Annotated in this window: 21 protein-coding genes; 8 read left to right on the top strand and 13 right to left on the bottom strand. The window is 63.1% G+C overall.

Annotated features, from left to right (window positions below; genetic code table 11):
• On the bottom strand, window positions 1-509 hold a 509-nt coding region (locus ACE3OO_RS19965; protein ID WP_374305807.1), incomplete at its 3' end, for a metal ABC transporter permease.
• A gap of 3 nt (window positions 510-512) precedes the next feature.
• Window positions 513-1259 (bottom strand): metal ABC transporter ATP-binding protein, encoded by a 747-nt coding sequence (locus ACE3OO_RS19960; protein ID WP_374305804.1) that lies wholly within the window; start codon window positions 1257-1259, stop codon window positions 513-515.
• 542 nt (window positions 1260-1801) lie between these two features.
• Here ACE3OO_RS19960 and ACE3OO_RS19955 point away from each other — a divergent pair.
• From ACE3OO_RS19955 to ACE3OO_RS19930, 6 genes are all read left to right on the top strand, one after another.
• On the top strand, window positions 1802-3229 hold the full coding sequence (locus ACE3OO_RS19955; RefSeq protein WP_374305802.1) for a circularly permuted type 2 ATP-grasp protein: 1428 nt from the start codon (window positions 1802-1804) through the stop codon (window positions 3227-3229).
• Between the two features lie 4 nt (window positions 3230-3233).
• Window positions 3234-4175: an alpha-E domain-containing protein gene (locus ACE3OO_RS19950; RefSeq protein WP_374305800.1), complete on the top strand. Its 942-nt coding sequence runs from the start codon at window positions 3234-3236 to the stop codon at window positions 4173-4175.
• A 7-nt stretch (window positions 4176-4182) separates the two neighbouring features.
• Window positions 4183-5073: a transglutaminase domain-containing protein gene (locus tag ACE3OO_RS19945; protein WP_374305798.1), complete on the top strand. Its 891-nt coding sequence runs from the start codon at window positions 4183-4185 to the stop codon at window positions 5071-5073.
• 148 nt (window positions 5074-5221) lie between these two features.
• The gene (locus ACE3OO_RS19940) at window positions 5222-6049 is read left to right on the top strand and encodes a peptidase (RefSeq protein ID WP_374305796.1); all 828 of its coding nucleotides are present in this window, start codon (window positions 5222-5224) and stop codon (window positions 6047-6049) included.
• Window positions 6050-7459, top strand: a complete 1410-nt coding sequence (locus ACE3OO_RS19935) for an FAD-binding oxidoreductase (RefSeq protein ID WP_374305793.1) — start codon at window positions 6050-6052, stop codon at window positions 7457-7459.
• A 48-nt stretch (window positions 7460-7507) separates the two neighbouring features.
• Window positions 7508-9298 (top strand): acyl-CoA dehydrogenase, encoded by a 1791-nt coding sequence (locus ACE3OO_RS19930; protein WP_374305790.1) that lies wholly within the window; start codon window positions 7508-7510, stop codon window positions 9296-9298.
• 142 nt (window positions 9299-9440) lie between these two features.
• Here ACE3OO_RS19930 and ACE3OO_RS19925 read toward each other — a convergent pair whose 3' ends face one another.
• The 5 genes from ACE3OO_RS19925 to ACE3OO_RS19905 form a co-directional block, all read right to left on the bottom strand.
• The gene (locus ACE3OO_RS19925) at window positions 9441-10535 is read right to left on the bottom strand and encodes an ABC transporter ATP-binding protein (protein WP_374305787.1); all 1095 of its coding nucleotides are present in this window, start codon (window positions 10533-10535) and stop codon (window positions 9441-9443) included.
• A 30-nt stretch (window positions 10536-10565) separates the two neighbouring features.
• Window positions 10566-11351: an ABC transporter permease gene (locus ACE3OO_RS19920; protein ID WP_374305785.1), complete on the bottom strand. Its 786-nt coding sequence runs from the start codon at window positions 11349-11351 to the stop codon at window positions 10566-10568.
• 22 nt (window positions 11352-11373) lie between these two features.
• A complete protein-coding gene (locus tag ACE3OO_RS19915) occupies window positions 11374-12270 on the bottom strand; it encodes an ABC transporter permease (RefSeq protein WP_374305782.1) in 897 nt (298 codons plus the stop codon).
• 139 nt (window positions 12271-12409) lie between these two features.
• On the bottom strand, window positions 12410-13537 hold the full coding sequence (locus tag ACE3OO_RS19910; protein WP_374305780.1) for an ABC transporter substrate-binding protein: 1128 nt from the start codon (window positions 13535-13537) through the stop codon (window positions 12410-12412).
• Window positions 13538-13831: 294 nt separating this feature from the next.
• Window positions 13832-14944 carry an ABC transporter substrate-binding protein gene (locus ACE3OO_RS19905; RefSeq protein WP_374305778.1) on the bottom strand — a complete coding sequence of 371 codons (1113 nt, stop codon included), beginning with the start codon at window positions 14942-14944 and terminating at the stop codon, window positions 13832-13834.
• Window positions 14945-15207: 263 nt separating this feature from the next.
• Here ACE3OO_RS19905 and ACE3OO_RS19900 point away from each other — a divergent pair, with 263 nt between their 5' ends.
• Window positions 15208-16773 (top strand): alkaline phosphatase family protein, encoded by a 1566-nt coding sequence (locus ACE3OO_RS19900; protein WP_374305776.1) that lies wholly within the window; start codon window positions 15208-15210, stop codon window positions 16771-16773.
• Window positions 16774-16903: 130 nt separating this feature from the next.
• On the opposite strand, the gene ACE3OO_RS19895 is transcribed toward ACE3OO_RS19900, so the two are convergent.
• The 6 genes from ACE3OO_RS19895 to ACE3OO_RS19870 form a co-directional block, all read right to left on the bottom strand.
• Complete coding sequence (locus ACE3OO_RS19895) at window positions 16904-19108, bottom strand: N,N-dimethylformamidase beta subunit family domain-containing protein (RefSeq protein WP_374305774.1); 2205 nt, start codon at window positions 19106-19108, stop codon at window positions 16904-16906.
• 30 nt (window positions 19109-19138) lie between these two features.
• Entirely contained in the window at window positions 19139-19453 is a 315-nt protein-coding gene (locus ACE3OO_RS19890) for a hypothetical protein (protein WP_374305772.1), read from the bottom strand.
• 49 nt (window positions 19454-19502) lie between these two features.
• The gene (pgi, locus tag ACE3OO_RS19885) at window positions 19503-21149 is read right to left on the bottom strand and encodes a glucose-6-phosphate isomerase (protein WP_374305769.1); all 1647 of its coding nucleotides are present in this window, start codon (window positions 21147-21149) and stop codon (window positions 19503-19505) included.
• Entirely contained in the window at window positions 21146-22774 is a 1629-nt protein-coding gene (locus ACE3OO_RS19880) for an alpha-D-glucose phosphate-specific phosphoglucomutase (RefSeq protein ID WP_374305767.1), read from the bottom strand. The genes pgi and ACE3OO_RS19880 overlap by 4 nt, the downstream gene beginning before the upstream one ends.
• A gap of 5 nt (window positions 22775-22779) precedes the next feature.
• Complete coding sequence (gene hisD, locus ACE3OO_RS19875) at window positions 22780-24129, bottom strand: histidinol dehydrogenase (protein ID WP_374305764.1); 1350 nt, start codon at window positions 24127-24129, stop codon at window positions 22780-22782.
• Between the two features lie 357 nt (window positions 24130-24486).
• Window positions 24487-24675, bottom strand: coding sequence for a hypothetical protein (locus ACE3OO_RS19870; RefSeq protein WP_374305762.1), 189 nt, complete (start codon window positions 24673-24675; stop codon window positions 24487-24489).
• A 283-nt stretch (window positions 24676-24958) separates the two neighbouring features.
• Between ACE3OO_RS19870 and rimO the strand changes: the two genes are divergently transcribed.
• Window positions 24959-26287 (top strand): 30S ribosomal protein S12 methylthiotransferase RimO, encoded by a 1329-nt coding sequence (rimO, locus tag ACE3OO_RS19865; RefSeq protein ID WP_374305760.1) that lies wholly within the window; start codon window positions 24959-24961, stop codon window positions 26285-26287.
• Window positions 26288-26390 lie beyond the last annotated feature (103 nt).

Here is a 26390-nt window from a genome sequence, read left to right as displayed (position 1 = left end):
AGCGGGTCGAAACATTCCACGACCAGCGTGCGATAGATGATGGCGAAAGCGATGAGCGACAGGATGGCGGTCGCCACCACCAGGATCAGCCCGTCGCTGCCGATCGAGAGCAGCGATCCGAAGAGGATGTGGAGGAGATCGCGCGTGCTGCCGCGCAAGGAAACGATCAGCACGCCGAGCGCCAGCGAGACGAGATAGAGGGCGGCAAGGCTCGTATCCTCCTTAAGCGGCGTCAGCCGCGCGATGGCGCCGCTCAGCAATGCCACGGCAAGGCAGGCGATGAGGCCGCCCACACTCATCGCCCAGAGATCGAGTCCGAACAGGAAGAAGCCGATGGCGACGCCGGGCAGAATGGCATGCGCCAGCGCATCGCCCATCAGGCTCATGCGGCGGAGTTGTAGGAAGACGCCCAGGGGTCCGGACACCAGCGCCACGGCGATCACCGCCACCAGCGCGCGGCGCATGAAGGCGAAATCGACGAAGGGAGCGATCAGCAAGTCGTAAAGCATGAATCAGGCGGCACAGATGTCGGCAGAATGCGTCCAGCTATCGGCCCGGATGCGGGCGCTGGCGAGGTGGGTTGGCGTCAGCACGCTCAAAGTCTCGCCCCAGGCGATCGGCTCGCGCGCCAGCAGCAGGCAATGCGGAAAATGCGCCCGCACGAAATCGAGATCGTGAAGGGCGGCGATCACCGTGCGCCCCTCCGCGTGCCAGCCATCGATCAGCTGCATCATGTCGCAGATGGTGCGCTGGTCGACGGCGTTGAAGGGTTCGTCGAGCAGGATGAGCGACGCGTCGGCGGCAATGAGGCGGGCGAACAGCACGCGCTGGAACTGTCCGACCGAAAGGCTGGCGATCGGCCGGTCGTCGAACCCGGCAAGGCCGACCTGCGCCAATGCGGCTGAAGACGCCTCGCGCATCGCAGGGGTCAGCCGGCCAAAAGAGCCGATGCGCCGCCAGTGACCGAGATCGACCACTTCGCGCACGCGCATCGGAAAGCTGCGGTCGACATCCGTCACCTGGGGCAGGAAAGCGAGGTTGGCACGGTCCGCCACCGCGATCTTGCCGCCGTTCAAGGGCACCAGACCGACGATGGCCTTCAGCAACGTGCTCTTGCCGGCACCATTGGGTCCGACCAAGGCGGTCAAGCTGCCCTTGGCAAAGGCGCCGCTCAAATGATGCACGGCCGGATGGCGCTGATAGGCGATGGTGACGTTGTCGAGGGTGATGGCCGCATCGCTGCCACCGATCGTCACCATCGGTGCATGCGCGTGCGAATGCCCGTGCGTAAGATGGTCGGCCGCCATGGCGGCGCTCAGGCCAGCGCCCAGCGCAACAGCAGCAGCAGGGCGGCACCCAAGGCGGCAGCCACGACCAGGCGGTGGGCGATGCTCATGCTGAAAGCCATGCTGTGTCTCGTTGGGGGTTGCTGCGGCGTCTCTGCGGATTGTTATAACATTACAGAACGCCGATGCCAGAACTGAATGCGGCGCCTGCGATCCGGCAACGGTCCTATATTAAATGCGTTTTATTATATGTTTCACGTGAAACATTTCGCGAACGCAGATCCCGGGAACACCCGGGAACAGATGTGCCCGAGACGCGGTTCCTTACCCAGCGCCGCCGGAATCGGCGGCATTGCCTAAAAAGTGAGCGAGCGACCCGCCTCCGCCGTCGACAGGCGGGAAATTGTGCAATCAATCCAAGTGGCCGGGTGCTGGCATGGCCCTTGCTGTTTCAGGTGAGGTCGCCGGGCCGCGGTCCAAACGCGGTCGCCACAAAAAGAGCAACGGGAGCGCAGATGGCCTTCGACGAGATGCGGCTGGAGGACGGCGGGGTCCGGACGCCCTATCTCGAGGTGGCGCACTGGCTCGACGGCGTCACCTCCGCCCAGTTAGAGCGGAGGCGCGCCGAGGCCGAGCTGTTCTACCGCCGCGGTGGCATCACCTTCGCCGTCTATGGCGACGCCCAGGGCGAAGAGCGCATCATCCCCTACGACATCATCCCGCGCATTCTCTCCGGCACCGAATGGGCGCGGCTCAAGGCCGGGCTGGAGCAGCGCATCAAGGCGCTCAACCTCTACCTCGCCGACATCTACGGGCCGCGCGAAATTCTCAAGGCGGGCATCATCCCGGCCGATCTCGTCTGGCGCAATCCCGCCTACCGGCCGGAGATGGCGGGCCTCAGCGTCCCCCACGGCATCTACATCCATATCGCCGGCATCGACATCGTGCGCGTCGATGGTGACGATTTCTATGTGCTGGAGGACAATGCCCGCACACCGTCGGGTGTCTCCTACATGCTGGGCGGACGCGAGATTTCGATCCGGCTGATGCCGGAACTCTACGCCGCGCATCGCGTGGCCCCGGTCGAAAACTATCCGAACGAATTGCTGGCCACGCTGCAATCGGCAGCACCGCGCAACGCGACCAAGGACCCGACCGCGGTCCTCCTCACCCCCGGCCAATTCAATTCGGCCTATTACGAACACTCGTTCCTTGCCGACAAGATGGGCATCGAATTGGTCGAGGGCGGCGATCTCTTCGTGCGCGACAGCATCGTCTTCATGCGCACGACGGAGGGGCCCAAGCGCGTCGACATCATCTATCGCCGGGTCGACGATGCCTATATCGACCCGCTGGTCTTCGATCCCAACTCGATGCTGGGTGTCCCCGGCCTCTTTGCGGCCTATGCCGCCGGCAATGTGACGCTGGCCAATGCGGTGGGGACCGGCGCGGTCGACGACAAGGTCGTCTATTCCTATGTGCCGGATATGGTGCGCTTTTACCTGGGCGAGGAGCCGCTGCTCAAGAACGTGCCGACCTGGCGCTGCCGCGATCCTGAACATCTCTCATATGTGCTAGATCATCTCTCCGAACTGGTGGTGAAGGAGGTGCATGGCTCGGGCGGCTACGGCATGCTGGTGGGGCCGCATGCCACGGGGGCCGACATCGCCCTCTTCCGCGATCGCCTCAAGGCCGACCCCGCCAATTACGTGGCGCAGCCCACGCTGTCCCTTTCCACCTGCCCTGCCTTCGTCGACAAGGGTATCGCACCCCGCCATGTCGATCTCAGGCCCTTCATCCTCACCGGCGCCGACGGCATCCGCATCGTCCCCGGCGGCCTTACCCGCGTCGCCCTGCGCGAAGGCTCGCTGGTGGTGAATTCGAGCCAGGGCGGCGGCACCAAGGATACCTGGATCGTGGAAGAGTCCGGGGTGGTGGAATAGCAACATGCTGAGCCGTACCGCCGATTCCCTTTTCTGGCTGTCGCGCTATGTCGAGCGCGCCGATTACCTGGCGCGCGTGCTGGAGGCGGCAAGCCGGCTTTCAGCACTCCCCAAGGCTTATGGCAGCGGCGGCAATGAGTGGGAAAGTGCGCTGGCGACCGCCGGCTGTGGCGATCTCTTCCACCGCTTCCACGACCGGACCGATGCCGCCAGCGTCACCCACTTCCTGGCCTTTTCCGAGGATAACCCTTCCTCGATCAAGCGCTGCCTGGAAGTGGCGCGCACCAATGCGCGCGCTGTCCGCACCGCCATCACCGCGGAAATGTGGCAAGCCATCAACGGCGCCTGGCTGGAACTGCCGCAGATGGCGGCCCGCGCCACCGATCCCGACAGCCTGATGGAATTCCTCGACTGGGTGAAGGAAGTCAGCTTGCGCGTCGACGGCTCCGGCTATCGCACCATGCTCAGGAACGACGCCTATTGGTTTGCGCGGCTCGGCATCTTCATCGAACGGGCCGACAACACGGCGCGCATTCTTGATGTCAAATACCATGTGCTGCTGCCGGAACACGCGGCGGTGGGCGGGGGCATCGACTATTCGCAATGGGCAGCGATCCTGCGCGCCGTCTCTGCCCTCACGTCCTATCACTGGGTCTACCGGCAGGGCTTGCAGCCCTGGCTCATCGCCGACCTCCTCATCCTCAATCAGCAGATGCCGCGCTCGCTTGCCTCCTGCTACGGCGCCATCGTTGCCAATCTCGAACGCCTCTCCAGCGCCTATGGGCGGCATGGCGAGGCGCAACGCCTGGCCCGCGCCATCCATGTGCAGTTGGAGAACAGCCGCATCGAGCAGATCTTCCAGGGCGGCCTTCATGAGTTCATCACCGGCTTCACCGCCAACAACAACCGGCTCGGCGCCGCCGTCGCCGCGCAATATTTGAGTTGAGGGCCAGATGCTGATCCATGTGCGCCACCGCACCCGCTACACCTACGATCATCCGGTGCATTCGATGATCCAGGCCCTGCGCCTTTCCCCACGCAATCACGAGGGGCAGTATGTGCGCCGCTGGCAGATCGACCTCGACCAGGAAGGCACGTTGCGGCCGGGGGAGGATTCCTTCGGCAATGCCCTACACATGCTCTCGCTCGACGGACCCTTGACCAGCCTCTGCATCACGGTGGAGGGCGAGGTCGAGATGCTGGATACCAACGGCATCGTGCGCGGCGCGCTCGAGAAATTCCCACCCGAGCTTTACCTGCGCGACACGCCGCTCACCCAGGCCGACGCCGCCATCGCCGATTTCGCCAAGGGGATTGCCGCGAAGGCCGGCGGCAGCGAATTGAAGATTCTTCACGGCCTGCTGGCGGCCGTTCATGACGAGATCAATTTCGATACCGCCCAGACCGATACCGCCACCACCGCCGCCGATGCCTTCCGCCTGAAGCAGGGTGTCTGCCAGGATCTTTCCCACGTCTTCATCGCGGCGGCCCGGCATCTGGGGATTCCGGCGCGCTATGTCGGCGGTTATCTGATGCGCTCGGACGACAATATTCACCAGGAAGCGGGCCATGCCTGGACCGAGGCCTATGTCGCCGGCCTGGGCTGGGTGGGCTTTGATCCCGCCAACGGCATCTGCCCGACCGAGGCACATATCCGCGTCGCTGCCGGTCTCGATTTCCTCGGCGCCTCGCCCATCCGCGGGGCCCGCACGGGCGGTCAGGCCGAACGCATGGAGGTCGAGGTGACCGTCGCCGACACCTACCAGAACGACCCCGCCCACCAGACCCGCTGGCAGCAGCCGGTGGCAGCAATCGTGCAAGCGAGCCAGCAACTTCAGGCGTGAAGCCCCTTGCCGGCGATCTCCCTCTCTCCTCGCAAGAGAGGGTTTGATCGCACAGATTGGCAAGCCTCACCTGCGCGGTCTATAACGGAACCTGCACCCCGGAGGGGCATTGAATATTGACCGAGCGACGGATTCGAAGACGGCCAACATGACGTATTGCGTTGGATTGAAGCTGCGCGGCGGCCTGGTGATGATCTGCGATACCCGGACCAATGCCGGGATCGACAACATCTCCTGTTTCCGCAAGCTGCATCTTTTTGGCGAGCCGGGAGAGCGGTCGATTGCCTTGGCATCTTCGGGGAATCTCTCCATCACCCAATCGGTCATCAGCCTGCTGACCGAAGGGCTGCCCGACCCGGATTCCGACGAAAAGCGCACGCTCCTCAACGTGCCCTCGATGTTCAAGGCAGCACAATTGGTGGGCGAAGCGGTGCGCGAGGTCTATCGCACCGACGGTCCCAGCCTGGAGCAGCATCAGGCCGGTTTCGACGTCGCCCTGCTGCTCGGCGGCCAGATCAAGGGCCGGCGCATGCGCCTCTTCATGATCTATTCAGCCGGCAATTTCATCGAAGCGACCGGCGACACGCCCTATCTGCAGATCGGCGAGCATAAATACGGCAAGCCCATTCTCGACCGCGCCGTCACCTTCGAGACGGATCTTTACGAAGGACTGAAACTCGGCCTGCTGTCGATGGATTCGACCATGCGCTCGAACCTCGCCGTCGGCCTGCCGCTCGATGTCATGGTATTGCCGATCGATGCCTGCGCGCCCGAACTGGTGCACCGCATCCATCATGGCGATGCCTATTTCGAGGAACTGAGCCGCAAATGGTCGGAAGCCTTGCGCGCCAGCCACCAGGCGATCGCCCAGCCGCCCTATAAGGGTGTCACCGGTGCCGCCGCCATGGCCGGTGCTGTGGGCACAAGCAAACTTGCCAAGGCCACCCAGGCCAAGCGCAAGGCGAGAAGGAAATAAATGGATAGCGCGGCCTTCCGACAGGCCGCCCTGGCTTTGCTGGGGCCCAAGGGCTTCCTCACCGCTCCTGAGGAGCTCAGCCCCAGCCTCACCGATTGGCGCGGCCTCTATCACGGCAAGGCCTGCGGCCTCGCCTTGCCAGCGAGCACGGCGGAGGCCGCCGCCCTCGTCAAGCTCACCGCCGAATTCGGCATTCCCGTGGTGCCGCAAGGGGGCAATACCGGACTCTCGGGTGCCGCGACGCCTGACATGAGCGGCGATGCGGTCATCGTCAACATGCGCCGCATGAACCGCATCCGCGCCCTCGACACCGCCAATGATACGATCCTGGTCGAAGCAGGCTGCATTCTGAGTGCGATCCAGGAAGCGGCCGCCGCGGCGGATCGTCTCTTTCCCTTGAGCCTTACCGCCGAAGGCTCCTGCCAGATCGGCGGCAATCTCGCGACCAATGCCGGCGGCATCAATGTGCTGAAATTCGGCAACGCCCGCGCCCTCACGCTGGGATTGGAAGTGGTCCTGCCGGACGGATCGGTACTGGATGCGCTGACGACATTGCACAAGGACAATAGCGGCTACGACCTCAAACAGCTCTTCATCGGCGCGGAAGGCACATTGGGCCTGATCACGGCCGCGACACTGAAACTCTTCCCCGCCTTCAAGGCGCGCAGCACCGCCTTGGTGGCCCTTTCCGACCTCGCGCAAGCACCCGTGCTGCTCGGCCGCTGCCGCGCCGCCACCGCCGACCAGCTCATCAGCTTCGAATTGCTGCCGCGCTTCGGATTGGAACTGGCGCAGAAGCATTTCGGCCTGCGCCAGCCGCTGGAGCAGCTGCCGGCCTGGGCGTTGCTTATCGAAGCGGCGACCCCTTCAGCCGATTTCGACATTGCCCTCGCCCTTGAACGAGCGCTTGGCGAAGCGCTGGAGGCGGGCGAAATCGGCGACGGGCTGCTGGCCGAATCCGAGAGCCAGCGAGGCGACCTCTGGCGCCTGCGTGAAGGCATCGTCAACGCCCAGCCCAGGGAAGGTGTCTGCCACAAGCACGACATCGCCGTGCCGGTCGCCGGCATCCCCGCCTTCGTCGCTGACGCCGGCGCCGCCCTGGCGCGCGACTATCCGGCGGCCCGCCTGCTCTGCTTCGGCCATGTCGGCGACGGCAATCTCCATTTCAACCTGCTGCAGCCGGCTGGTGGCGATGGAGCCCCCTTCCAAAGCCTGGCGCCTGCCATCAATCAACTCGTCCACGATCATGTTGCAGCACACAAGGGCTCGATCAGCGCCGAACACGGCATCGGCCAGCTGCGCCGCACCGAGCTCCGGCGCCTGAAAAGCCCAGTCGCCCTGCAGACGATGCGCGCGATCAAGGCCGCCCTCGACCCGCAAGGCCGCTTTAACCCTGGAAAGGTTCTTTAATAATCGCCAAGCTAGACTGAACGACGCCAAAGCCGATCGGGGGACGTCATGAGTGCCTATGAAGCACCGCTGCAGGATATCCTGTTCATGCTGGAGGAGATCGCGGGTCTCCCTGAGATCGCCACTTTGCCCGGTTACGCGGAAGCCGGGCCGGAGACGGTCGCGGCGATCTTCGAGGCAGCGGGCATTTTCTCCGGCGAAGTGCTGGCCCCCATCAACAAAAACGGCGACAAGGGCTGCACCTTCAAGGACGGCAAGGTGACGACGCCGGAGGGCTATCGCGACGCCTATCAGCGCTTCGTGGCCGATGGCTGGAATGCGGTCGCCTTCGATCCCGCCTATGGCGGGCAAGGCATGCCCTGGGCCATCACCACGGCGCTGCAGGAAATCTGGAACGGCGGCAGTGTCGCCTTTGCCGCCTGTCCGATGCTGACACAGGCCGCGGTCGAGGCGCTTTATCACCACGGCACCGACGCGCAGAAGCAGAAGTACCTGCCCAAATTGGTGAGCGGCGAATGGACCGGCACCATGAATCTGACCGAGCCGCAGGCCGGCACCGATCTCGGCGCCATCCGTACGCGTGCGGAGGAGGACGGCAAAGGCGGCTACCTGCTCAAGGGTCAGAAGATCTTCATCACCCATGGCGAGCACGATTTCGTACCCAACATCATTCACATGGTGCTGGCGCGCCATCCCGGCGGCCCCGCGGGGCATAAGGGCCTGTCGCTGTTCGTGGCGCCGAAAATCCTGGTGAATGACGACGGAAGCCTGGGTGCGCGCAATGACGTCACCTGTCTGTCGATCGAGCACAAACTGGGCCTTCATGGATCGCCCACCTGCGTCATGGCCTATGGCGAGAAGACCGGCGCCGTCGCCGAACTGGTCGGCGAACCGCTGCAGGGCCTGCCGCATATGTTCACCATGATGAACAATGCGCGCCTCACCGTCGGCGTGCAGGGGATCGGCGTTGCCGAGCGCGCGACACAGCATGCGAGCGCCTATGCGCGGATGCGCGTGCAATCGGCCGTCGCCGGTGCGCCGGCCGGCGTCACCTTGCCCATCCTCCATCACCCGGACGTGCGCCGGAACCTCGCCACCATGCGGGCACTGACGCAAGGGGCGCGGGCCCTCGCCCTCTTCACCGCCGGCGCCCTCGACCGCGCCAAGAAACATCCCGTGAAGGCCGAGGCCGCGCGCGCGCAGGCGCTGGTCGACCTGATGATTCCCATCGTCAAGGCCTGGAGCACCGACCAGGGCATTCGCGTGAGTTCCCTCGGCGTCCAGGTCCATGGCGGCGCCGGCTATATCGAGGAGACGGGAGCGGCCCAGCATTACCGCGATGCCCGTATCTTCGCGATCTATGAAGGCACCAACGGCATCCAGGCCATCGACCTGGTCGGGCGCAAGATCCAGCGCGACGAGGGTCGCGCCATGCGGGCGCTCATCGAGATGATGACGGCAAGCCTCGCCGAATTCGGCAGCAAGGGCGAGGATCTGCCGGCGCTCCATGACCGTCTGATGCCGGCGCTGCAGCGCTTGGGCTCCGGCACCGACTACATCCTGATGGCCGGCAAGACCGATCCAAATCTGGGGCTCGCGGTCGCCCAGCCCTATCTCAATCTGTGCGGCACGATCATTGCGGGCTGGCTGCTCGCGAAAGCGGCGCTGGCCGCCAGCCGGCGCCTTGAGGCCGGTGCCGGCGATGCCGCGTTCCTCAAGGCCAAGATTGCCATGGCGCGCTTCTACGCCGACAACATCCTCGCCGAGAGCGCCGGCCATCTGGCGCAGATCACTGGCGGCGCGAAGACGCTGCTCGGCATCGATCCGGAGCGGTTGTGAGTCTTCTCTTTCGTCATGCCCGGGCTTGACCCGGGCATCAGCCAGAAACTGAAAGTCAGAACCCAGGCACGACAGATCCCCGGGTCAAGCCCGGGGATGACGGAAGAGGGGGATGACGGAAGAGAATGATTGAGCGCCGCCCTTACCCTTCCAGCACCAGCAGATCGGCTGGCGAGAAGGTGACGATCGCGGCGGTGCCGCGTTCGGGCGGGGTGATGCCGGGATTGTTGAAGGTGTCGAGCGACAGGAGATTGTCGCCGAGGCGTACCTTGATGCGGACGACCGAGCCGAGGAAGGCCACATCCTCGATGGTGCCCTGCAGGCGATTGCGCGTGGCGAGGTCGGAATTGTTGGTCATCGCACCCTGGCCGCCGAAACCTTCCAGCCGCGCCGCTTCCGGGCGCAGGGAGACGGCGCAAGGCTCGCCGGCCTTGCCGCTGGGGAAGCCGCGCCCGGCCACGATCTTCTGTCCGCCGACATCGAGCACGCCGCCGGCAGCATCGACCACGGTGCCGCTGAGCACGCTGAGCGTGCCCACGAAATTGGCGACAAACTTCGTCTTGGGGTGGTTGTAGATTTCGAACGGCACGCCGACCTGGTCGACGCGGCCCTCATTCATGACCACGATGCGGTCCGACATGGAGAGCGCTTCTTCCTGGTCGTGGGTCACATAGATGGTGGTGATGCCGAGTTTACGCTGCAGCGAGCGGATTTCCTCGCGCAAGGAGACGCGGATCTTGGCATCGAGCGCCGACAGAGGTTCGTCGAGCAGCAGGACCTGTGGCTTCACCGCGAGCGCGCGGGCCAGGGCCACGCGCTGCTGCTGACCGCCGGAGAGTTGATAGGGATAGCGGTCCTTGAGATGCGGCAGCTTGATGATATTGAGCATTTCCTCGACGCGCGGGCCGATCTCAGAGGCTTGCCATTTGGCGACCTTCAGCCCGAAGGCGACGTTCTGGGCCACCGTCATGTTGGGAAACAGCGCATAAGACTGGAACACCATGCCGACATTGCGCTGGTTGGGGCGCAAATGCGTGATGTCCTTGCCTTCGATCTTGATCGAGCCGCCACTGGGCAGTTCGAAGCCGGCGACCATGCGCAAGGTCGTCGTCTTGCCGCAACCGGACGGCCCGAGGAAAGAAACGAATTCGCCGCGATCGATCGCAAGGTCGAAATTCTGCACCACGACGTTCTGATTGAACGCCTTGCGGACCTGGTTGAGTTCGAGAAACGCCATAACTTTACCTCTGTTCGCCGCACGCCGCCGTTAAGGCGCGTGCTTGGTCTGTTTTGCGCGGCCGAAGACATTGATGAGACCCATGCATGCCCAGGTGAGCACGAAGGCCATCACCGCGAGGGCCGATGGTTCATAGGCGCGGTTGGCGCCGACGAGCTGCAGATAGGGGCCGAAGGCCGGCCGGTTGAGCAGGCTCGCCATGGTGAATTCGCCGATGACGATGGCAAAGGTGAGGAACGCGCCGGAAAGAATGGCACTCCGCACATTGGGCAGGATCACCTTGAAGAGGATCGTGGTCCAGCCGGCGCCGAGATTCTCCGCTGCTTCGGTGAGCGTGCGGACGTCGATGGCGCGCAGCCCCGTATCGACCGCACGGTACATATAGGGGAGCGCCAAAGTGACATAGGAAAGCGCCAGCAGCAGATCGGTCGACCACACTTCAGCCGTCAGCGGAATGAGCGACGAGCTGTTGTAGAGGCGCAAGTAACCGAAGACGATGACGATGGCCGGAATGACCAGCGGCAGCAGGGTGATGAACTCGATCAGCGGACGCAGATGCCGCAGGCGCAGCTGCACCCAATAGGCGGTCGGCACAACGATGAGGACGCCGATGATGATGGTGGCCAAGGCCATGCCGCAGGAATAGAGGAAGGAATCCTGGAAGTTCGAATCGGCAAAGACCGAGCGATAGGCGTCGAAGCTGTATTCGCCGCGGCGCATGCGCAGGGAGAACTCGAAGGTGCCGATCAACGGCACCACGAAATAGAGCGTGCCGATGATGAGGGCGATCCAGGAACCGAGACGGGACTGTTTCATCGTGAATACCCTTCCCGCCCAATCATCGCAGCCACCGTTCACTCCGGCCGCGCAGCCAGATATAGAGGCCGTTGGTGAGGCCGGTGATGAAGATCATGCCGAGTGCCAGGGCATAACCGAGATTGGGGTTGTGCAGCACGTCGCCGCGGATCTGCGCATAGAGCAGGATGGTGATGATGTTGAGCGAACTGCCGGTCAGCGCATAGGCCGTGGCGATGGCGCCGAAGGCGTTGGCAAAGAGCAGCAAGGTGCATCCCAGGATGCTGGGCCACAGGATTGGGAAGGCCACATGCAGCCAATACTGGAACTTGCTGGCGCCGAGAATTTCCGACGCCTCGCGCCATTCCCGCTTCAGCCCGTCGAGCGCCGGGGTGAGGATGAGGACCATCAGCGGGATCTGGAAATAGAGATAGGTCAGCGTCAGGCCCCAGAACGACAGCAGGTTGAAGCCGGTCGCATAAATGTTGAAGCCGAAGAACTTCACCAGCAGCACGGTGACGAGGCCGGTGCGCCCCAAGGTCGCCAGGAAGGCGAAGGCCAGCGGCAGGCCGGCGAAATTCGAGGCGACGCCGGAGAAGGTCATCAGCGTCGGGCGGATCCAGCCGGGCAGCCCGCCCAGCACGACCGCATAGGCAAGGCCGAAGCCGATGATGGCGCCGACGATGGCGGAGGCGCCGCTCACCTTGATGCTGATCCAATAGGCATTCATGATCGAGGGCTGGAACAGATCGAAGAGATTCTGCAGCGTGAAATTGCCGTCCGGATCCTGGAAGCCGCCGACGATGAGATAGAGCGTCGGCAGGATGAGGAACATCAGGGCAAAGATCAGGAAGGGGGCGACCCCCACCCAGGCCCAGGCCGCCTGCATGAATTGAAGCCGCGCCACGCCCGGCGGCGGATTTTGATCGAGCTGTGTCATCTTCCCCAGGACATCATTGGCCGAATGCGCCGGACAGCAGCGTCCGCGATTATGCCTCTACTTAAATGGAAAACCGCGCCGGTGCCGGGAAAACCCCCGGCACCGGCGCGGCCTATCCTATCCGCGCAGCGTGACTGAATTACTGCACGTTGGCGCCGACCACCGAATCCCAATTCTTGGTGATCACTTCCTTGGCCGCACCCTGCTCTTCGAGCGTCGGGAAATAGGCCTTTTCGTAAGCAGCGGCCGGCGGCAGCTTGTCGAGCATTTCCTGCGGCACCTTGCCGTTCTTCACGAGATCGTTGAAGCGGATCGGGTGGCAGTAGCCCTTCAGCCAGCCGAGCTGACCTTCGTCGGAATAGAGGTATTCCATCCAGAGCTTCGCAGCATTCGGATGCGGCGCGTAGGCGCTGATCGCCTGCACATAGACACCGGCCAGCACCGTGCTGGTCGGCACGACAACCTCAACCGGCGGATTGCCCTTCAAGGTGTCGCGATCGGCCAATGCCAGATAGTCCCAGCGGATGATGATCGGGGTCGAGCCTTGGGCGAGGCTGGCGGCCTTGCCGATGACGGGGACGAAGTTGCCGGCCTTGTTGAGGTCGGAGAAGAACTTCAGGCCCGCATCACCAGCTTCGGCACCGGCCTTGGCACCGGTCGACATACCGGCGCCATGAACGCCGATGATGGCGGCGTTCGAGGAGCGCGGATCACCAGCGAGCGCCACCGAGTTGGCGTATTCCGGCTTCTGCAGATCGGCCCAATCCTTAGGGACATTCTTGACGATGTCGGTGTTCACTTCGAAGGAGAGCACACCGTAGTAATCGCCGTACCAATAGCCTTCGGCATCCTTGGCGCTGTCGGGGATCGAATCCCAGGTCGCGACCTTGTAGGGCTGGATCAGGCCTTCGGCCTTCGAAGACGGGCCGAAAGCGAGGCCGACGTCGATCACGTCCGGCGCCTGCGGGCCCTTGTTGTCCTTGTTCGCCTTGATGGCTTCGATTTCATCGCCCGAACCCGCATCGGGGTTGAGCTCGTTGACCTTCAGGCCGTACTTCGCCTTGAAGCCCTCGATCAGACCGCCATAGCCGCACCAGTCATGGGGCAGCGCGATCGTGGTGAGTTCGCCCTCGGCCTTGGCAGCCGCGATCAGATCTTCCATCGAATCGGCGGCGGCGAAGCTGGTCATGAGCGCGGTCGTCGACATCAATGTCGCCAACGACAACGCGACAGATTTCACGGCGCCGGAACGCGTAACGGATTTCATTAGTACCTCCCGAGGTCCAGTAAGAGTGCTGTAGCAAGCAGGTTTATTATTGTGATGTCATGTAAACTTCACTTGACAGTGCCTCACTCTGATTAGGCCATCTTCGTTTGTCAAGGCGACCCGAAAGTGAAACGAAAGTCCAAACCCGCGAAACGCGCTTAAAGCATGCGATCGATGACGGTTTTGTGAAAGCCGTCATCAATATTGCGATGCAATAGCTGAGCCTATCCTCCTGGGATCGGAATCCGGCCTCACCCGCAGTGGGCGAGGCCGGATTTGCGACACGCTTCGACTTTACTGCACGTTGGCGCCGACCACCGCATCCCATTGCGTGGTGATCAGTTCCTTGGCGGCCTTCTGCTCCTCGATCGACGGGAACACCGCGCGCGCGTAATCCTCGGCCGGCGGCAGCTTGTCGAGCATCTCCTGCGGCACCTTGCCGTTCTTCACCAGGTCGTTGAAACGGATCGGGTGGCAGTAGCCCTTCAGCCAACCGAGCTGGCCTTCGTCGGAATAGAGGTATTCCATCCAGAGCTTGCCCGCATTGGGATGCGGCGCGTAGGCGCTGATCGCCTGCACGTAGACACCGGCCAGCACCGGGCCTTCCGGCACGATGACCTCGACCGGCGGGTTGTTCTTCAGCGTGTCGCGGTCGGCGAGCGCCAGATAGTCCCAGCGCATGATGATCGGCGTGGTGCCCTGCGCCAGGCTGTTGGCCTTGCCGCCAACGGGGACGAAGTTGCCGGCCTTGTTGAGGTCGGCGAAGAAGTCGAGACCCGCCTTGCCGGCATCGGCGCCATGCTTGGCGCCGGTCGAGAGACCCGCGGCATAGATCGACATGATGCCTTCATTGCCGGTCCGCGGATCGCCCGAGAGCGCCACCAGGTTGGCATATTCCGGCTTCTGGAGATCGGCCCAGGATTTGGGCGGATTCTTGACCAGATCGCTGTTCACTTCGAACGACATGACGCCGTAATAGTCGCCATACCAATAGCCTTCGGCATCCTTGGCACTGTCGGGGATCGAATCCCAGGTGGCGACCTTATAGGGCTGGACGAGGCCTTCGGCCTTCGACGACGGACCGAAGCCGAGGCCGACATCGATCACGTCCGGCGCCTGCGGACCCTTGTTGTCCTTGTTCGACTTGATCGCCTCGATCTCGTCGCCCGAACCGCCATCGGGATTGAGTTCGTTGATCTTGAGGCCGTACTTGGCCTTGAATTTCTCGATGATCTCGCCATAGCCGCACCAATCATGCGGCACGGCAATGATCGTGAGTTCGCCTTCCGCCTTGGCGGCGGCGACCAGGTCTTCCATCGAACCGGCCGCGGCAAAGCTGCTCATGAGCGCGGTCGTCGACATCAATGTCGCCAGCGACACGGCAACGGAACGCGTAACGGATTTCATCTTCTATCTCCCGCAAACTATTTAGGCCGGTGCCGTGCGGCACCCGGGCCAGGACGCAGCTCTCGAACTGCGGGGTGGCTTAGATCACGCGGGCAATGACGCTTTCATGAAGCCGCCATGTCAGTATTGCGAACCAGGCGGGCGATCTGGGCGATCCAGGTTTGCCAGAACGACCCGGCGGCGGCGCTTGGCGGAACCCCTCGCCAGCGTCTAGGATGCCGCCCGAATCCGTCCTTTATCGGTAACCTACAGAAAGTCGCTTCATGTCCGCCCCGCGCAAGGTTCTGTTCATTTCGGCCGATCAGTGGCGCGCCGAATGCCTCTCCGCCCTCGGCCACCCCACGGTAAAGACGCCGCATCTCGATGCGCTGGCGGCCGATTCGGTGCTGTTCAAGCGCCACTTCACCGTGACGGCACCTTGCGGACCGGCCCGGTCCAGCCTCAATACCGGCCTCTATCTGATGAACCATCGCTCGGGACGCAACGGGACACCGCTCGATGCGCGCCACACCAATGTGGCGCTTGAAGCGCGCAAGATGGGGCTCGATCCCACGTTGCTGGGCTATACCGATACCAGCGCCGATCCCCGGGGCCGGCATCCGAACGACCCCGCCTTGAAGACCTATGAAGGGCCGCTGCCCGGCTACAAGCCCACCATGATCTTCCAGGAATACATGGCGCAGTGGATGAGTGATTTGCGCGCCAAGGGCTATCAGTTCGAAGGCCGCCACGACGTCTATCAGCCCAAGCCCGGCTTTGAGAAGCCAGCGGACCGTGGACATCGTTTCATCCCGACCTTCTTCAAGGCCGAGGACAGCGACACCAGCTTCATGGCGGACCGCATCCTCGACTGGTTGGGCGACCGGCAACATGACGACTGGTTCCTGCATTGCGTCTTCCTGCGCCCGCATCCGCCGGTGATCACGCCGGAACCCTATAATGCGATGTACGCACCCGAGGACGTGCCCTTCCCCAAGCGCAAGGCGACGCCGGAGGAAGAAGGAAAGCAGCACCCGCATCTGAAGACGATGATCGAGAAGCTCAGCCGGCCCAGTTCCTATGACGAGCACAATCCCAACAATCTCGTCACCATGTCCGATCTGGAACTCCGGCAGATGCGCGCCTGCTATTACGGCATGATGAACGAGGTCGATGACGCGGTCGGGCGCATCATCGCGCATCTCAAGAAGACCGGCGAATATGAGCACACGCTCATCATCTTCACCTGCGACCATGGCGAGATGGGTGGCGACCATTATACCTGGGGCAAGGAAACCTATTTCGACCAGAGCTTTGCCATTCCGCTCATCATCCGCGACCCGCGCGACCTTGCCGATGCAACGCGCGGCACCATCGTCGACGCCTTCACCGAATCGGTCGACATCATGCCGACCATCCTCGACTGGCTGGGCGCCGAGATTCCGGCGCAATGCGATGGCAGGTCACTCATGGGCTTCCTCAGCGGCGAGGCGCCGGCCAAATGGCGTGAAGAGGCGCATATGGAAATCGATTTCCGCTCAGGTCCCTATGGCGGCATCGACGCGGAACGCGCCTTCGGCATCGAGACGCATGATTGCCAGATGGCGATCCTGCGCGGCAAGAAATGGAAATATGTGCATTTCGCGGCCTTACCGCCGCTGCTCTTCGATCTTGAGAACGATCCGGATGAGATGAACGATCTCGCCAAGGATCCCAAACATGCCGGCGTGATGCTGGAGATGGCGCAGAAGATGCTTTCCTGGCGCTTGCGCCACCAGGAACATGTGCTGACCGATCTCCATAACGGCCCGAACGGCGTCGAGGATTGGGGCAAGAAGCAGCGGGGGTAGAGCCTGGCGGCGCCCCCCCCTCCCCGACCCTCCCCCTCAAGGGGGGAGGGGGGTTGGACCGAATGGTCACTACAATCTCGCTTCAGTCCTCTCCCCCCTTGAGGGGGAGAGTTAGAGAGGGGGGTACCTTTTAGAACGGTGTCGGATCGACGAAACGCTTCACGACGTTTTCGGTCAAGCGGCTGACATTGTTGTCGTAACCGTCATGAGCCAGCGACCCGCCATAGGAGATGGAGCCGGTCGAGAAGACGGCGCCACCATTGGGCGTCTCGAAGAACATCATGTCGCAGCGGACACGCGGGTTGGTCTCGCCGTTGACCGCCGAGTGCGTGTGGTTCATTTCCTCGTTGACCCAGTGATAGCTGTCCGGGAAGTCCGTTGCGGCCGCCACGATCAGTGCATGCGGCGGGGTGCCGAGGCGCGTATCGGCGCGGTCGATCTCCCAGCCGGCGGCGCCACCGCCGACCGTGCCGAAATCGCCGATCGGCGAGTCGCCGACGCCCTCGAACATGAAGCTCACGCGCGGGTCGCGGCTTTCCGGTGTGCGGTGATAGGGCACCGCGTTGACGAAACCTTGTGCGGCGAAGGCATTGCCGACCAGCATGTTGGGCGGGCGGCCGTTGCGGGCCCAGAGGCCGGACATTTCGCCGGTGAAGCTCATGAAATACTCGCCCGATTCCGAGAACCAGGCGCGCATGCCGTCCTCGGCGCGGCGGTGTTCGATGACGCCAGGCAGGCCGGCGTGATAGGCGATACGCCAATAGAAGCCGTTGGCGCCCATATACATGAGGCGCCCGCCGCCATTGGTGTAGGCCTGCAGGGCATCGAGCATGGCCTTTGAATAATATTCCGGATGCGTGCCGGTCATGACGCAGCGATAGGGGCGCAAGGCATCGACGCCTTCGGCGTGGAGATCGTCATCGGTGATGACGTCGTAGGGGATGCCCTTCTTCTCCAGCCAGTCGGTCAGATGCGTATCGGCATTGAACTGCCACAGATCCGTCTTCGGCCGCATGTTGAGGATAGGCCTCAGATGCGAGGAATAGCAGACACCGCTGCCGTCATTGTGTTCGTCATAGACCGAGAGGCCGAGCGTCTCATGCTCCTCGAGATACTGATCGACGGCGCTCATGGTGGCGAATTTGCAGGAGGAGAGCTCTTCGAACCACCAGCTGGAGACCATCTGCTGGTTGGCATAGGCGAGATAGCTGGCGGTGGGAATGAGCAGCGCCAGCGGCGCCGTCGCCGTACCGCGTGCGGGGCGCACGAAGAAGGGGACGAAATCCTCGATCTTTTTGCCCGATTTATCCTTCTGCCAGATATGGGCGCAATAGACGCCGGATTTCAGCCCGTCCGGAACCTCGAACGAGAAGTCGGTGCGCCAGCCGCAATCGTAGAGATCGTCGTCGTGGAAGTGGATGGCGCCGTAATGCTCGGGCTTGGAACGGAAATCGAAATCCGAGGCATCCCAGTTCCAGCCGGTCATGGCGCGTGTCGGCAGATTGATTGTCCGGCCATGATGGCGGTTGCCGGAGACGTCGGTCACCTTCACCGTCGGGATACCGCGGGAGAAATCCCAGGCAGCGACCACATGCTGCGCCAGTTCCACGTCGAGCGGCAGGTCACGCAGGCGCTCGATCTCGGTCACCTTCAAGGCACGCGCGGAAACACGGGGGCCGTCGATCTTGCCGTTGAAATGGGCGCTCGCGAACTTGTCCTCGTTCCAGGCACCGATCAGGAAACGCCCGCCCTCGCCCACCGGTTCGGACAGGGTATGCGTCTCGCTCACCGCCTGGGGCACGCCATGATAGGCCAGCATCATATTGTGGCCGAGCGTCACGCGGCCGGTACCGGCATCGAACACCGCGTAGACTTCGTACCAATGACGCCCCAGCAGCTTGACGCCGGTCGAAACCGGCGCGTTGTTGCCGGCGCGGAAGGCGAGGCAGCCCACTTCGTCGATATAGAGCGCATAGCCGGAACCGCTCTTGGAATCGTAATTCCCGAGGATCGCCTGCGGCTTGCCGTTGCCCGGCAGAGTCGGCCAGATCATCGCCTGCACGGTGAAGTTGGCGAGGTCGAAGGGCTGGCGCGCGGTCACCCAGATATAGGAACCCGCCATGATGCGCTGCTGGCGCGCCGGATAAGTACCATCGAGGGCGCTGTCGATCGTCTCGGCCTTGAAGCCGGGGCCTTCGGGGGAATCGTCACCGCAGATGAGACGGATGAGGCGTGCCTTGAACTTGCCGGCCAAGGGCGCGCTTACTTTGAATTCGACCACGTCGCCGGGGACGGCGCTCAGGCGGTCGGTATAACCGAGGATGCGTTCGCTCATGATTTTCTGAACTCTGTTACTGAACGGGGCCTATTGAATTGGGCAGGGCTGGCCGGTCACTTCCTGGAAGCGCGCGCGGAAGCAAGCCCAGACGGCGGCTGAATAGTCTGTGAAGACAGCGCTGGGGTCGAGTTCGACCTTCATGCCGCGCTTGGGTCCCATGCGGCCCAATCGCCATTCCTTATAGGGTTCGGTACAGACGATGATGGTGCGTCCGCGGGCATATCCCCAGCGCAGCAATTGCAGCATCTTCTGCAGGTCGGCGCTGTAGGGACCAAAGGGTGCGGCCTTGAACTGGCTCGCCAAGGCAGCGCTCGCAGCGCTGCCGGGATCGATCTTGAGCATGTGCAACTACCCCCAAACGGCACCGCGCCGTTCGCGGTGTCCCGCATCCTTATTTCCGGTGCGTATAACTATCATATAGGGCCTTGAGGCCGGCTGTCGAGGAATCGGCGGGGCCACCTTTGCCGGCCAGCAGCGCGTTCGCCATCTCCTTGCCAAGCTCCACCCCCCATTGGTCGAAGGGGTTGATGCCCCAGATGGTGGCAGCAACGAACACCTTGTGCTCGTAGAGCGCGATAAGCGCCCCTAGATGATAGGGATCTAGCACCGGCAGCAGGATCGTGGTCGAGGGCCGGTTGCCGGGGAAGGTGCGATGCGGCGTGAGGAAAGCGACGTCCTCCGCCGATTTGCCGGCGGCCTTCATCTCAGCGCTCACGGTTTCCGCCGATTTGCCGAAGGCGAGGGCCGCCGATTGCGCCAGGCCATTGGCAAAGAGCATCTGATGCTGCGCCGGGAAGGCGGAACGGTCGCGCGCCACCAGGATGAAATCGCAGGGCACCGGTTCCGACCCCTGATGCAGCATCTGGTGGAAGGCGTGCTGGCCATTGGTACCGGCCTGCCCCCAGATTACCGGCGAGGTGTCCCAGGTGACGGGCGTGCCGTCGCGCATCACGCGCTTGCCGTTGCTCTCCATCTCCAATTGCTGGAGATAGGCTGGCAGGCGCCACAGATCCTGCGCGTAAGGAAGAATTGCCTGGGCGGCATGACCACAGAAATTGCGGTGCCAGACCTGCAGCAGGCCGAGGATGACCGGCAGGTTCTCGGAAAGCGGTGCTTCCAGAAAATGCCGGTCCATCGCCGCCGCACCGGCAAGGAGGTCGCGGAATTTGTGCGGCCCCACCGCGATGATGATGGATAGGCCGATGGCCGACCACAGCGAATAACGCCCGCCGACCCAGTCCCAGAAGCGGAACATGCGCTGGGGGTTGATGCCGAACTCCTGCACCGCGGCGATATTGGTCGAAACCGCGACGAAGTGACGGTCAACGGCTGCCGAGCCCAGCTTGTCGGCAAGCCAGCCGCGCGCTGCCCGCGCATTGGCCATGGTCTCGGCTGTGGTGAAGGTCTTGGAGGCGATGATGAAGAGCGTCGTTTCCGGGTCGGCCCGGGTGAGCACCTGATCGAGATGCGCGCCGTCGACATTGGAGACAAAATCGAGGTCAAAGCGCCCCTCAATGTCGGGGCGCAAGGCATCGACCACCAGAGCGGGGCCGAGATCCGAACCGCCGATACCGATATTGACGATGCGCTTGATCTTCCGGCCCGTGGCGCCGGTGAAAGCGCCGTGGCGCAGCTGGTCGGCGAAATCGAACATCGCCTCCAATTCCTGCGTCACCAGCGGCGCTACATCCTTGCCGTCGACGGCGAAGGCAAGGCCCTTGCCGCCATGCGCCGCCGGCGCCCGCAGGGCCATGTGCAGGGCCGGACGGTTTTCCGTGTTGTTGACACGCTTGCCATCGAAAAAGTCCTGGCGCGCTGCCTCCAGCCCGCTTTCGCGGGCAAGATCGAGCAGCAGGCCCATGGTGATGTCACTGACGCCATTCTTCGAATAATCGAGGCGGATATCGCCGAGGCGGGCCGAAAAATTCTCGAAGCGCGCGGGGTCGGCAGCAAAGAGCGCCGCGAGCGTTGTGCCGCCGAGCTTGGCGTGATGATCGGCAAGCGCCTTCCAGGCGGGCAGTTCGGTCGGTTTTTTCATGTCACCACATCCGGTTGGCGGCGTCCCGAAAGGCGCTTGATGCCGATCAGTTCCTCGGCCAGCGCGATGAGATCGGCAAGGGCTTCCCGCGGTTCGAGATCGAGCCGGCCCGTCTTCGGTTCGAAGCGTTCGATATAGAGGCGCAAGGTCGCCCCTTCCGTGCCGGTGCCGGAAAGGCGCAGCACCAGGCGGCCGCCATCGGCAAAGACAAGGCGCACGCCCTGCTTTTCGCTGACCGATCCGTCGATCGGATCCTGGTAGCGGAAATCGTCGGCCAACTCGATGCCGTGGCGGCCCCTGAGATCCGGCAATCGCTTGCGGAGATCGCCCATGATGTCATTGGCCTTGGCGCTTTCCAGTGCTTCGTAATCATGACGCGAATAATAATGCCGGCCGAAGCGGGCCCAATGCGCCGCCAGGATCGACGGCACGGTCTTGCCCGTGGCCGCGAGCAGGTCGAGCCAGAAGAGAACGGCCCAGAGACCATCCTTCTCGCGCACATGGTCGGAGCCGGTGCCGTAGCTTTCCTCGCCGCAAAGAGTGACGCGGTCGGCATCGAGAAGATTGCCGAAGAACTTCCAGCCCGTCGGCGTCTCGAAGCTTTCGATGCCCAGCGCCTGCGCCACCACATCGGCAGCGCGGCTGGTCGGCATGGAGCGGGCGACACCCCTGATGCCCTTGGCATAACCGGGAACGAGCGTCGCATTGGCAGCCAAGACAGCCAGACTATCGCTGGGCGTCACGGCGAGCTTAGGCCCCAAGATCATATTGCGGTCGCCATCGCCATCGGAGGCGGCACCCAGCGCCGGGGCATCGGCAGCCCACAGCCGTGCCATCAATTCCTCGGCATGGGCGGGATTGGGGTCGGGATGGTGATTGCCGAAATCTGGCTTCGGGACAGCGTTGATCACGGAACTTGCCGGAGCACCCAGGCGCCTCACCAGGATCTCGGTCGCATAGGGGCCGGTAACTGCATGCATGGCATCGAACAGGATGCGGTTGGTCTTCAACCACGCCCGCATGCGGCCGAAATCGAACAGCTTTTCCATCAGCGCGGCATAATCGGCGACCGGATCGACGACCTCGACACTGAGGGGGCCGAGTTGTTGCGTGCCGAGCCTGTCGAGGTCGATGGAACCCGCACTTTCAGGGAGGATGTCATAGCCCGTGAGTCGCTGCGACAGGGCAAAGATCGCCTCGGTCACCGATTCCGGCGCCGGACCACCGTTGCCGACATTGTATTTGATGCCGAAATCGCCCTCGGGCCCGCCCGGATTGTGGCTGGCGGAAAGAATGATGCCGCCCTTCAGGCCACGCGCGCGGATGATGTTGGAAACGGCCGGGGTCGAGAGGATACCGCCCTGTCCCACGACGATCCTGGCGATGCCGTGTGCTGCCGCCATGCGCAAAATAATGGCGCTGGCTTCGCGGTTGAAATAGCGACCATCGCCACCGAGCGCGATGGTGCTGCCTTTCAGTTCACCGACGCCGTCGAAGATCGCCTGCACGAACATGGCGAGATAATGCGGTTCGGCGAAACGCCTCACCTTCTTGCGCAGGCCCGACGTGCCGGGCCGCTGATCCATAAAGGGCGGGCAGGAGACGTGCTGAACCGGTACCGCCATCAAATTCACCCTTTTCTATCCTTCATGATCTTCGCCCGCGTTTCCGAAACGGCATTGGCATGGGCGTCAAAACCCTCGTAGCGCGCCAGTGTCTCGGCGGCCTTGGCAAGGCCCGCATAGCCGGCCGGCGTCACCTGCGCCACGGTGGCGCGCTTCATGTAATCGAACACCGAAAGCGGCGACATGGTCTTGGCCCAGCCGCTGGTCGGCAGCACATTGTTGGGACCGATGACGAAATTCGCCAGCGTGTTGGAGCTGTTCTCGCCGAGCAGGATCTCACCCGCATTGCGGATCTGCCCCAGATGCGCATAGGGCTCCTTGGCGTGAATCATCAGATGTTCGGGGGCGTAGTCGTTGACGAAATCATAGGCGGCCTGCAAATCCTGCGTCAGCACGATGCCACCGCGCTCGGAGGACAGCACGGTCAGCGTGTAGTCCACGCGCGTCTCGCTCATCTGACCGAAGAAGCCGGGAATGGCCTTGAGCGCGTCTTCCGCGACCTGGCGTGACGGCGTCACCAGGAAGCCCGATGAATCGGGGCCATGCTCGACCTCGACCAGCAGATCGAGTGCCGCCAGGCGCCCATCCGCCGTCTCATCGGCCAACACCAGGGCCTCGGACGGCCCCGCCAGCATGCCGGGATCGATGCGGTCGGCGAGCAGCTTCTTGGCGGCAATGAGATAGGGGCTGCCGGGCCCGACGATCTTGAGGCAGCGCGGCACGCTCTCAGTCCCATAAGCCGCCGCCGCCACCGCTTGCGCGCCGCCGACACGGTAGACTTCGGTGACGCCGGCCAGTTCCGCCGCAATGAGTGTCGCCGGATCGGCGCGGCCATCGGCGCCGGGCGGGGTCAGCAGGATGACGCGCCCGGCCCCCGCCACCACGGCCGGGATCGCCGTCATCAGCGCCACCGACGGAAACGAGCCCTTGCCGCGCGGCACGTAGCAGGCGACGGAATCGATCGGCGACCAGCGTTCGCCGGCAAAGACGCCGGGCCGCATTTCCTTCAGCCACATCTCTTCGGGCATCTGCGCCTGGTGATAGCGGCGGATATTGTCGGCAGCGAATTCGAGCGCGGCGATCACCTCGGCTGAGACTTGCTGGCGGGCATGGACGAAATCCTCGGCCGGCGTGCGGATGGCGTTGAAGCCGGCCGGTGCCCCGTCGAAACGCTTGGCGCAGCGGATGAGGGCCGCATCGCCCTCCGCGGCGATGTCGGCCAGGATCGGCTTAACCGCATCAATGAAAGTGTCGAGATTTTCTTCCGAACGCACCAGCAGGCGGGCGCGGGCGGCTTTGTCCATCTTGGACAATTCATAAAGGCGGATGGGGCGGTCGGTCAGACTTGGGGGCATGATGGGTAGGAATCCGGAAAATGACTGTGGCCCGGGTGGCGGGCGGCACAGCTTAACCAAGCCATGCATCGGCTTTCCACCCGAAAACGATGCAGTGCAACAAAAGCCCTGCAACGCGGCCATTTACTCAAAAACGCACATAAAAAAATCGCCCAACCGCAAGAGGAGGCGGTTGGGCGCTTGGGTCGATCTCGGCGGGGGTTCCCTTTCGGGGGGTAGGTCCGGCTGGGTTCACCGGGATCGACCGACCAGTTTGGCAACGTTCAACCAGTTGGGGCCGGCAGTTCGAGGGACAGGACGGCTTTAAAAGGGATGCTTCAGCTCCTCAGGCGTGGACTGATTCAGGCGTGAACTGATTCAGGCGAGGACCGAAAAGCGGGAACGGGCGAAATCGATGCGGGAGCGCAAATGCAGGCGCGTACGCAGCAACAGGCGCGAGCGCTCCAGCAGCCGCGAGCGGAAGGAAACGGGGCCGAGCCATGCCGGCGCCATCGCCAAAGCGATCACCCAAACCACCAACGCCATCGCAACAACCGTCTCGATCATGGCCATCTCCTCCCGAGGGTCTTGAGCCAAATCATCTCTCAACCAAGCTACGGGACTGGCCCAACCCACGCCCCCGACAAGCCGGTGACTGACGTGACAAGGTTGTGACCGATATAAAAGCATTTTAGTACAATTGCTTAGGAGATATCTTGCCGGTTGGCGAAAATACCTTTAGGTGAAGCCGCAAATCAGTCGGGCACGCCGCCCGCGCCTTTGAAGACGGGGCTGTGACTTACCCGATCGCGCGCGCCGGCCCATAAGCGACTTCAGGACCGTAAAGAACATGAGCAAAAGCCAGCCGCGCGTCGGCATCGTCAGCCTGGGCTGCCCCAAGGCGCTGGTCGATTCAGAGCGCATCCTCACGCAGCTGCGCGCCGAGGGGTACGAGATTTCGGATTCCTATGGCGGTGCCGACGTCGTCATCGTCAACACCTGCGGCTTCCTCGATTCCGCCCGCACCGAAAGCCTGGAGGCGATCGGCGAAGCGCTCAATGAGAACGGCAAGGTGATTGTCACCGGCTGCCTCGGCGCCACGCCCGAACTCATCCGCGGCGATTATCCCAATGTGCTGGCCATCACCGGCCCGCAGCAATACGAGACGGTGGTGAATGCGGTCCATGATGTGGTGCCGCCCAAACACGACCCCTTCATGGATCTGGTGCCGCCGGCCGGCCTCAAGCTGACGCCGCGCCACTATGCCTATCTGAAGATCTCGGAAGGCTGCAACAATCGCTGTTCCTTCTGCATCATCCCGTCCTTGCGCGGCGATCTCGCCTCGCGCCCCGCGCGCGAAGTGCTGATCGAAGCCGAGAATCTGGTGAAGTCCGGCGTCAAGGAATTGCTGGTCATCAGCCAGGATACAAGCGCGTACGGTGTAGATATTAGCTATGCCGAGAGCAAGTATAACGGCCGCATGGTGAAGGCGAAGTTCCTCGACCTCGCCCGTGAACTGGGATCGCTCGGCGCCTGGACGCGCCTCCATTACGTCTATCCCTATCCGCATGTCGACGATGTCATTCCGCTGATGGCGGAAGGGCTGGTCCTGCCCTATCTCGACATCCCCTTCCAGCATGCGAACCCCAAGGTCTTGAAGGCCATGAAGCGGCCCGGCAACCAGGAAAAGGTGTTGGAGCGCATCAAGAAGTGGCGCGAGATCTGCCCGGATCTCACCATTCGCTCCACTTTCATCGTCGGCTTCCCCGGCGAGACCGAGGACGATTTCAACTACATGCTGGATTGGCTCGAGGAAGCGCAGCTCGACCGCGTCGGCTGCTTCAAATACGAGCCGGTCGACGGCGCCAAGGCCAACGATCTGGGCCTCGAGCAGGTCGACGAGGACGAGAAGCATGACCGCTGGGACCGTTTCATGGAAACGCAGCGCCAGATCAGCGAAGAGCGCATGCAGAAGAAGGTCGGCAGGACGCTCGACGTGCTGATCGACGAGGCCGGCAAGGTGCAGGCCATCGGCCGCTCGTCGGCGGATGCGCCGGAAATCGACGGCCAGGTCTTTGTCGGCAATCTCGGCAAGAAGCGTCTGAAGGCCGGCGACATGGTCAAGGTGAAGATCGAGCGCGCCGAGGATTACGACCTCTGGGGTGATCTCGTCAGCTGAGGCCCTTCGATCTGCCGTCATCCCCGGGCGAAGACCCGGGGATCCACTGCTTGCCGGCGAGAGTGGATACCCGGGTCAGGCCCGGCATGACGAGATTGCATTG

The sequence above is a fragment of the Ferrovibrio sp. genome, from assembly GCF_041906005.1.
Classification (GTDB): domain Bacteria; phylum Pseudomonadota; class Alphaproteobacteria; order Ferrovibrionales; family Ferrovibrionaceae; genus Ferrovibrio.
This window is presented reverse-complemented; position numbering and strand designations above follow the sequence as displayed.

Coding starts and splice junctions, on each gene's coding strand:
- ACE3OO_RS19925 (WP_374305787.1), bottom strand. CDS start 10,535: ATGGCGTTTCTCGAACTCAACCAGGTCCGCAAGGCGTTCAATCAGAAC.
- ACE3OO_RS19960 (WP_374305804.1), bottom strand. CDS start 1,259: ATGGTGACGATCGGTGGCAGCGATGCGGCCATCACCCTCGACAACGTC.
- ACE3OO_RS19920 (WP_374305785.1), bottom strand. CDS start 11,351: ATGAAACAGTCCCGTCTCGGTTCCTGGATCGCCCTCATCATCGGCACG.
- ACE3OO_RS19895 (WP_374305774.1), bottom strand. CDS start 19,108: ATGAGCGAACGCATCCTCGGTTATACCGACCGCCTGAGCGCCGTCCCC.
- ACE3OO_RS19900 (WP_374305776.1), top strand. CDS start 15,208: ATGTCCGCCCCGCGCAAGGTTCTGTTCATTTCGGCCGATCAGTGGCGC.
- ACE3OO_RS19910 (WP_374305780.1), bottom strand. CDS start 13,537: ATGAAATCCGTTACGCGTTCCGGCGCCGTGAAATCTGTCGCGTTGTCG.
- ACE3OO_RS19955 (WP_374305802.1), top strand. CDS start 1,802: ATGGCCTTCGACGAGATGCGGCTGGAGGACGGCGGGGTCCGGACGCCC.
- ACE3OO_RS19890 (WP_374305772.1), bottom strand. CDS start 19,453: ATGCTCAAGATCGATCCCGGCAGCGCTGCGAGCGCTGCCTTGGCGAGC.
- ACE3OO_RS19905 (WP_374305778.1), bottom strand. CDS start 14,944: ATGAAATCCGTTACGCGTTCCGTTGCCGTGTCGCTGGCGACATTGATG.
- ACE3OO_RS19940 (WP_374305796.1), top strand. CDS start 5,222: ATGACGTATTGCGTTGGATTGAAGCTGCGCGGCGGCCTGGTGATGATC.
- pgi (WP_374305769.1), bottom strand. CDS start 21,149: ATGAAAAAACCGACCGAACTGCCCGCCTGGAAGGCGCTTGCCGATCAT.
- ACE3OO_RS19950 (WP_374305800.1), top strand. CDS start 3,234: ATGCTGAGCCGTACCGCCGATTCCCTTTTCTGGCTGTCGCGCTATGTC.
- ACE3OO_RS19935 (WP_374305793.1), top strand. CDS start 6,050: ATGGATAGCGCGGCCTTCCGACAGGCCGCCCTGGCTTTGCTGGGGCCC.
- ACE3OO_RS19930 (WP_374305790.1), top strand. CDS start 7,508: ATGAGTGCCTATGAAGCACCGCTGCAGGATATCCTGTTCATGCTGGAG.
- hisD (WP_374305764.1), bottom strand. CDS start 24,129: ATGCCCCCAAGTCTGACCGACCGCCCCATCCGCCTTTATGAATTGTCC.
- rimO (WP_374305760.1), top strand. CDS start 24,959: ATGAGCAAAAGCCAGCCGCGCGTCGGCATCGTCAGCCTGGGCTGCCCC.
- ACE3OO_RS19915 (WP_374305782.1), bottom strand. CDS start 12,270: ATGACACAGCTCGATCAAAATCCGCCGCCGGGCGTGGCGCGGCTTCAA.
- ACE3OO_RS19880 (WP_374305767.1), bottom strand. CDS start 22,774: ATGGCGGTACCGGTTCAGCACGTCTCCTGCCCGCCCTTTATGGATCAG.
- ACE3OO_RS19870 (WP_374305762.1), bottom strand. CDS start 24,675: ATGATCGAGACGGTTGTTGCGATGGCGTTGGTGGTTTGGGTGATCGCT.
- ACE3OO_RS19945 (WP_374305798.1), top strand. CDS start 4,183: ATGCTGATCCATGTGCGCCACCGCACCCGCTACACCTACGATCATCCG.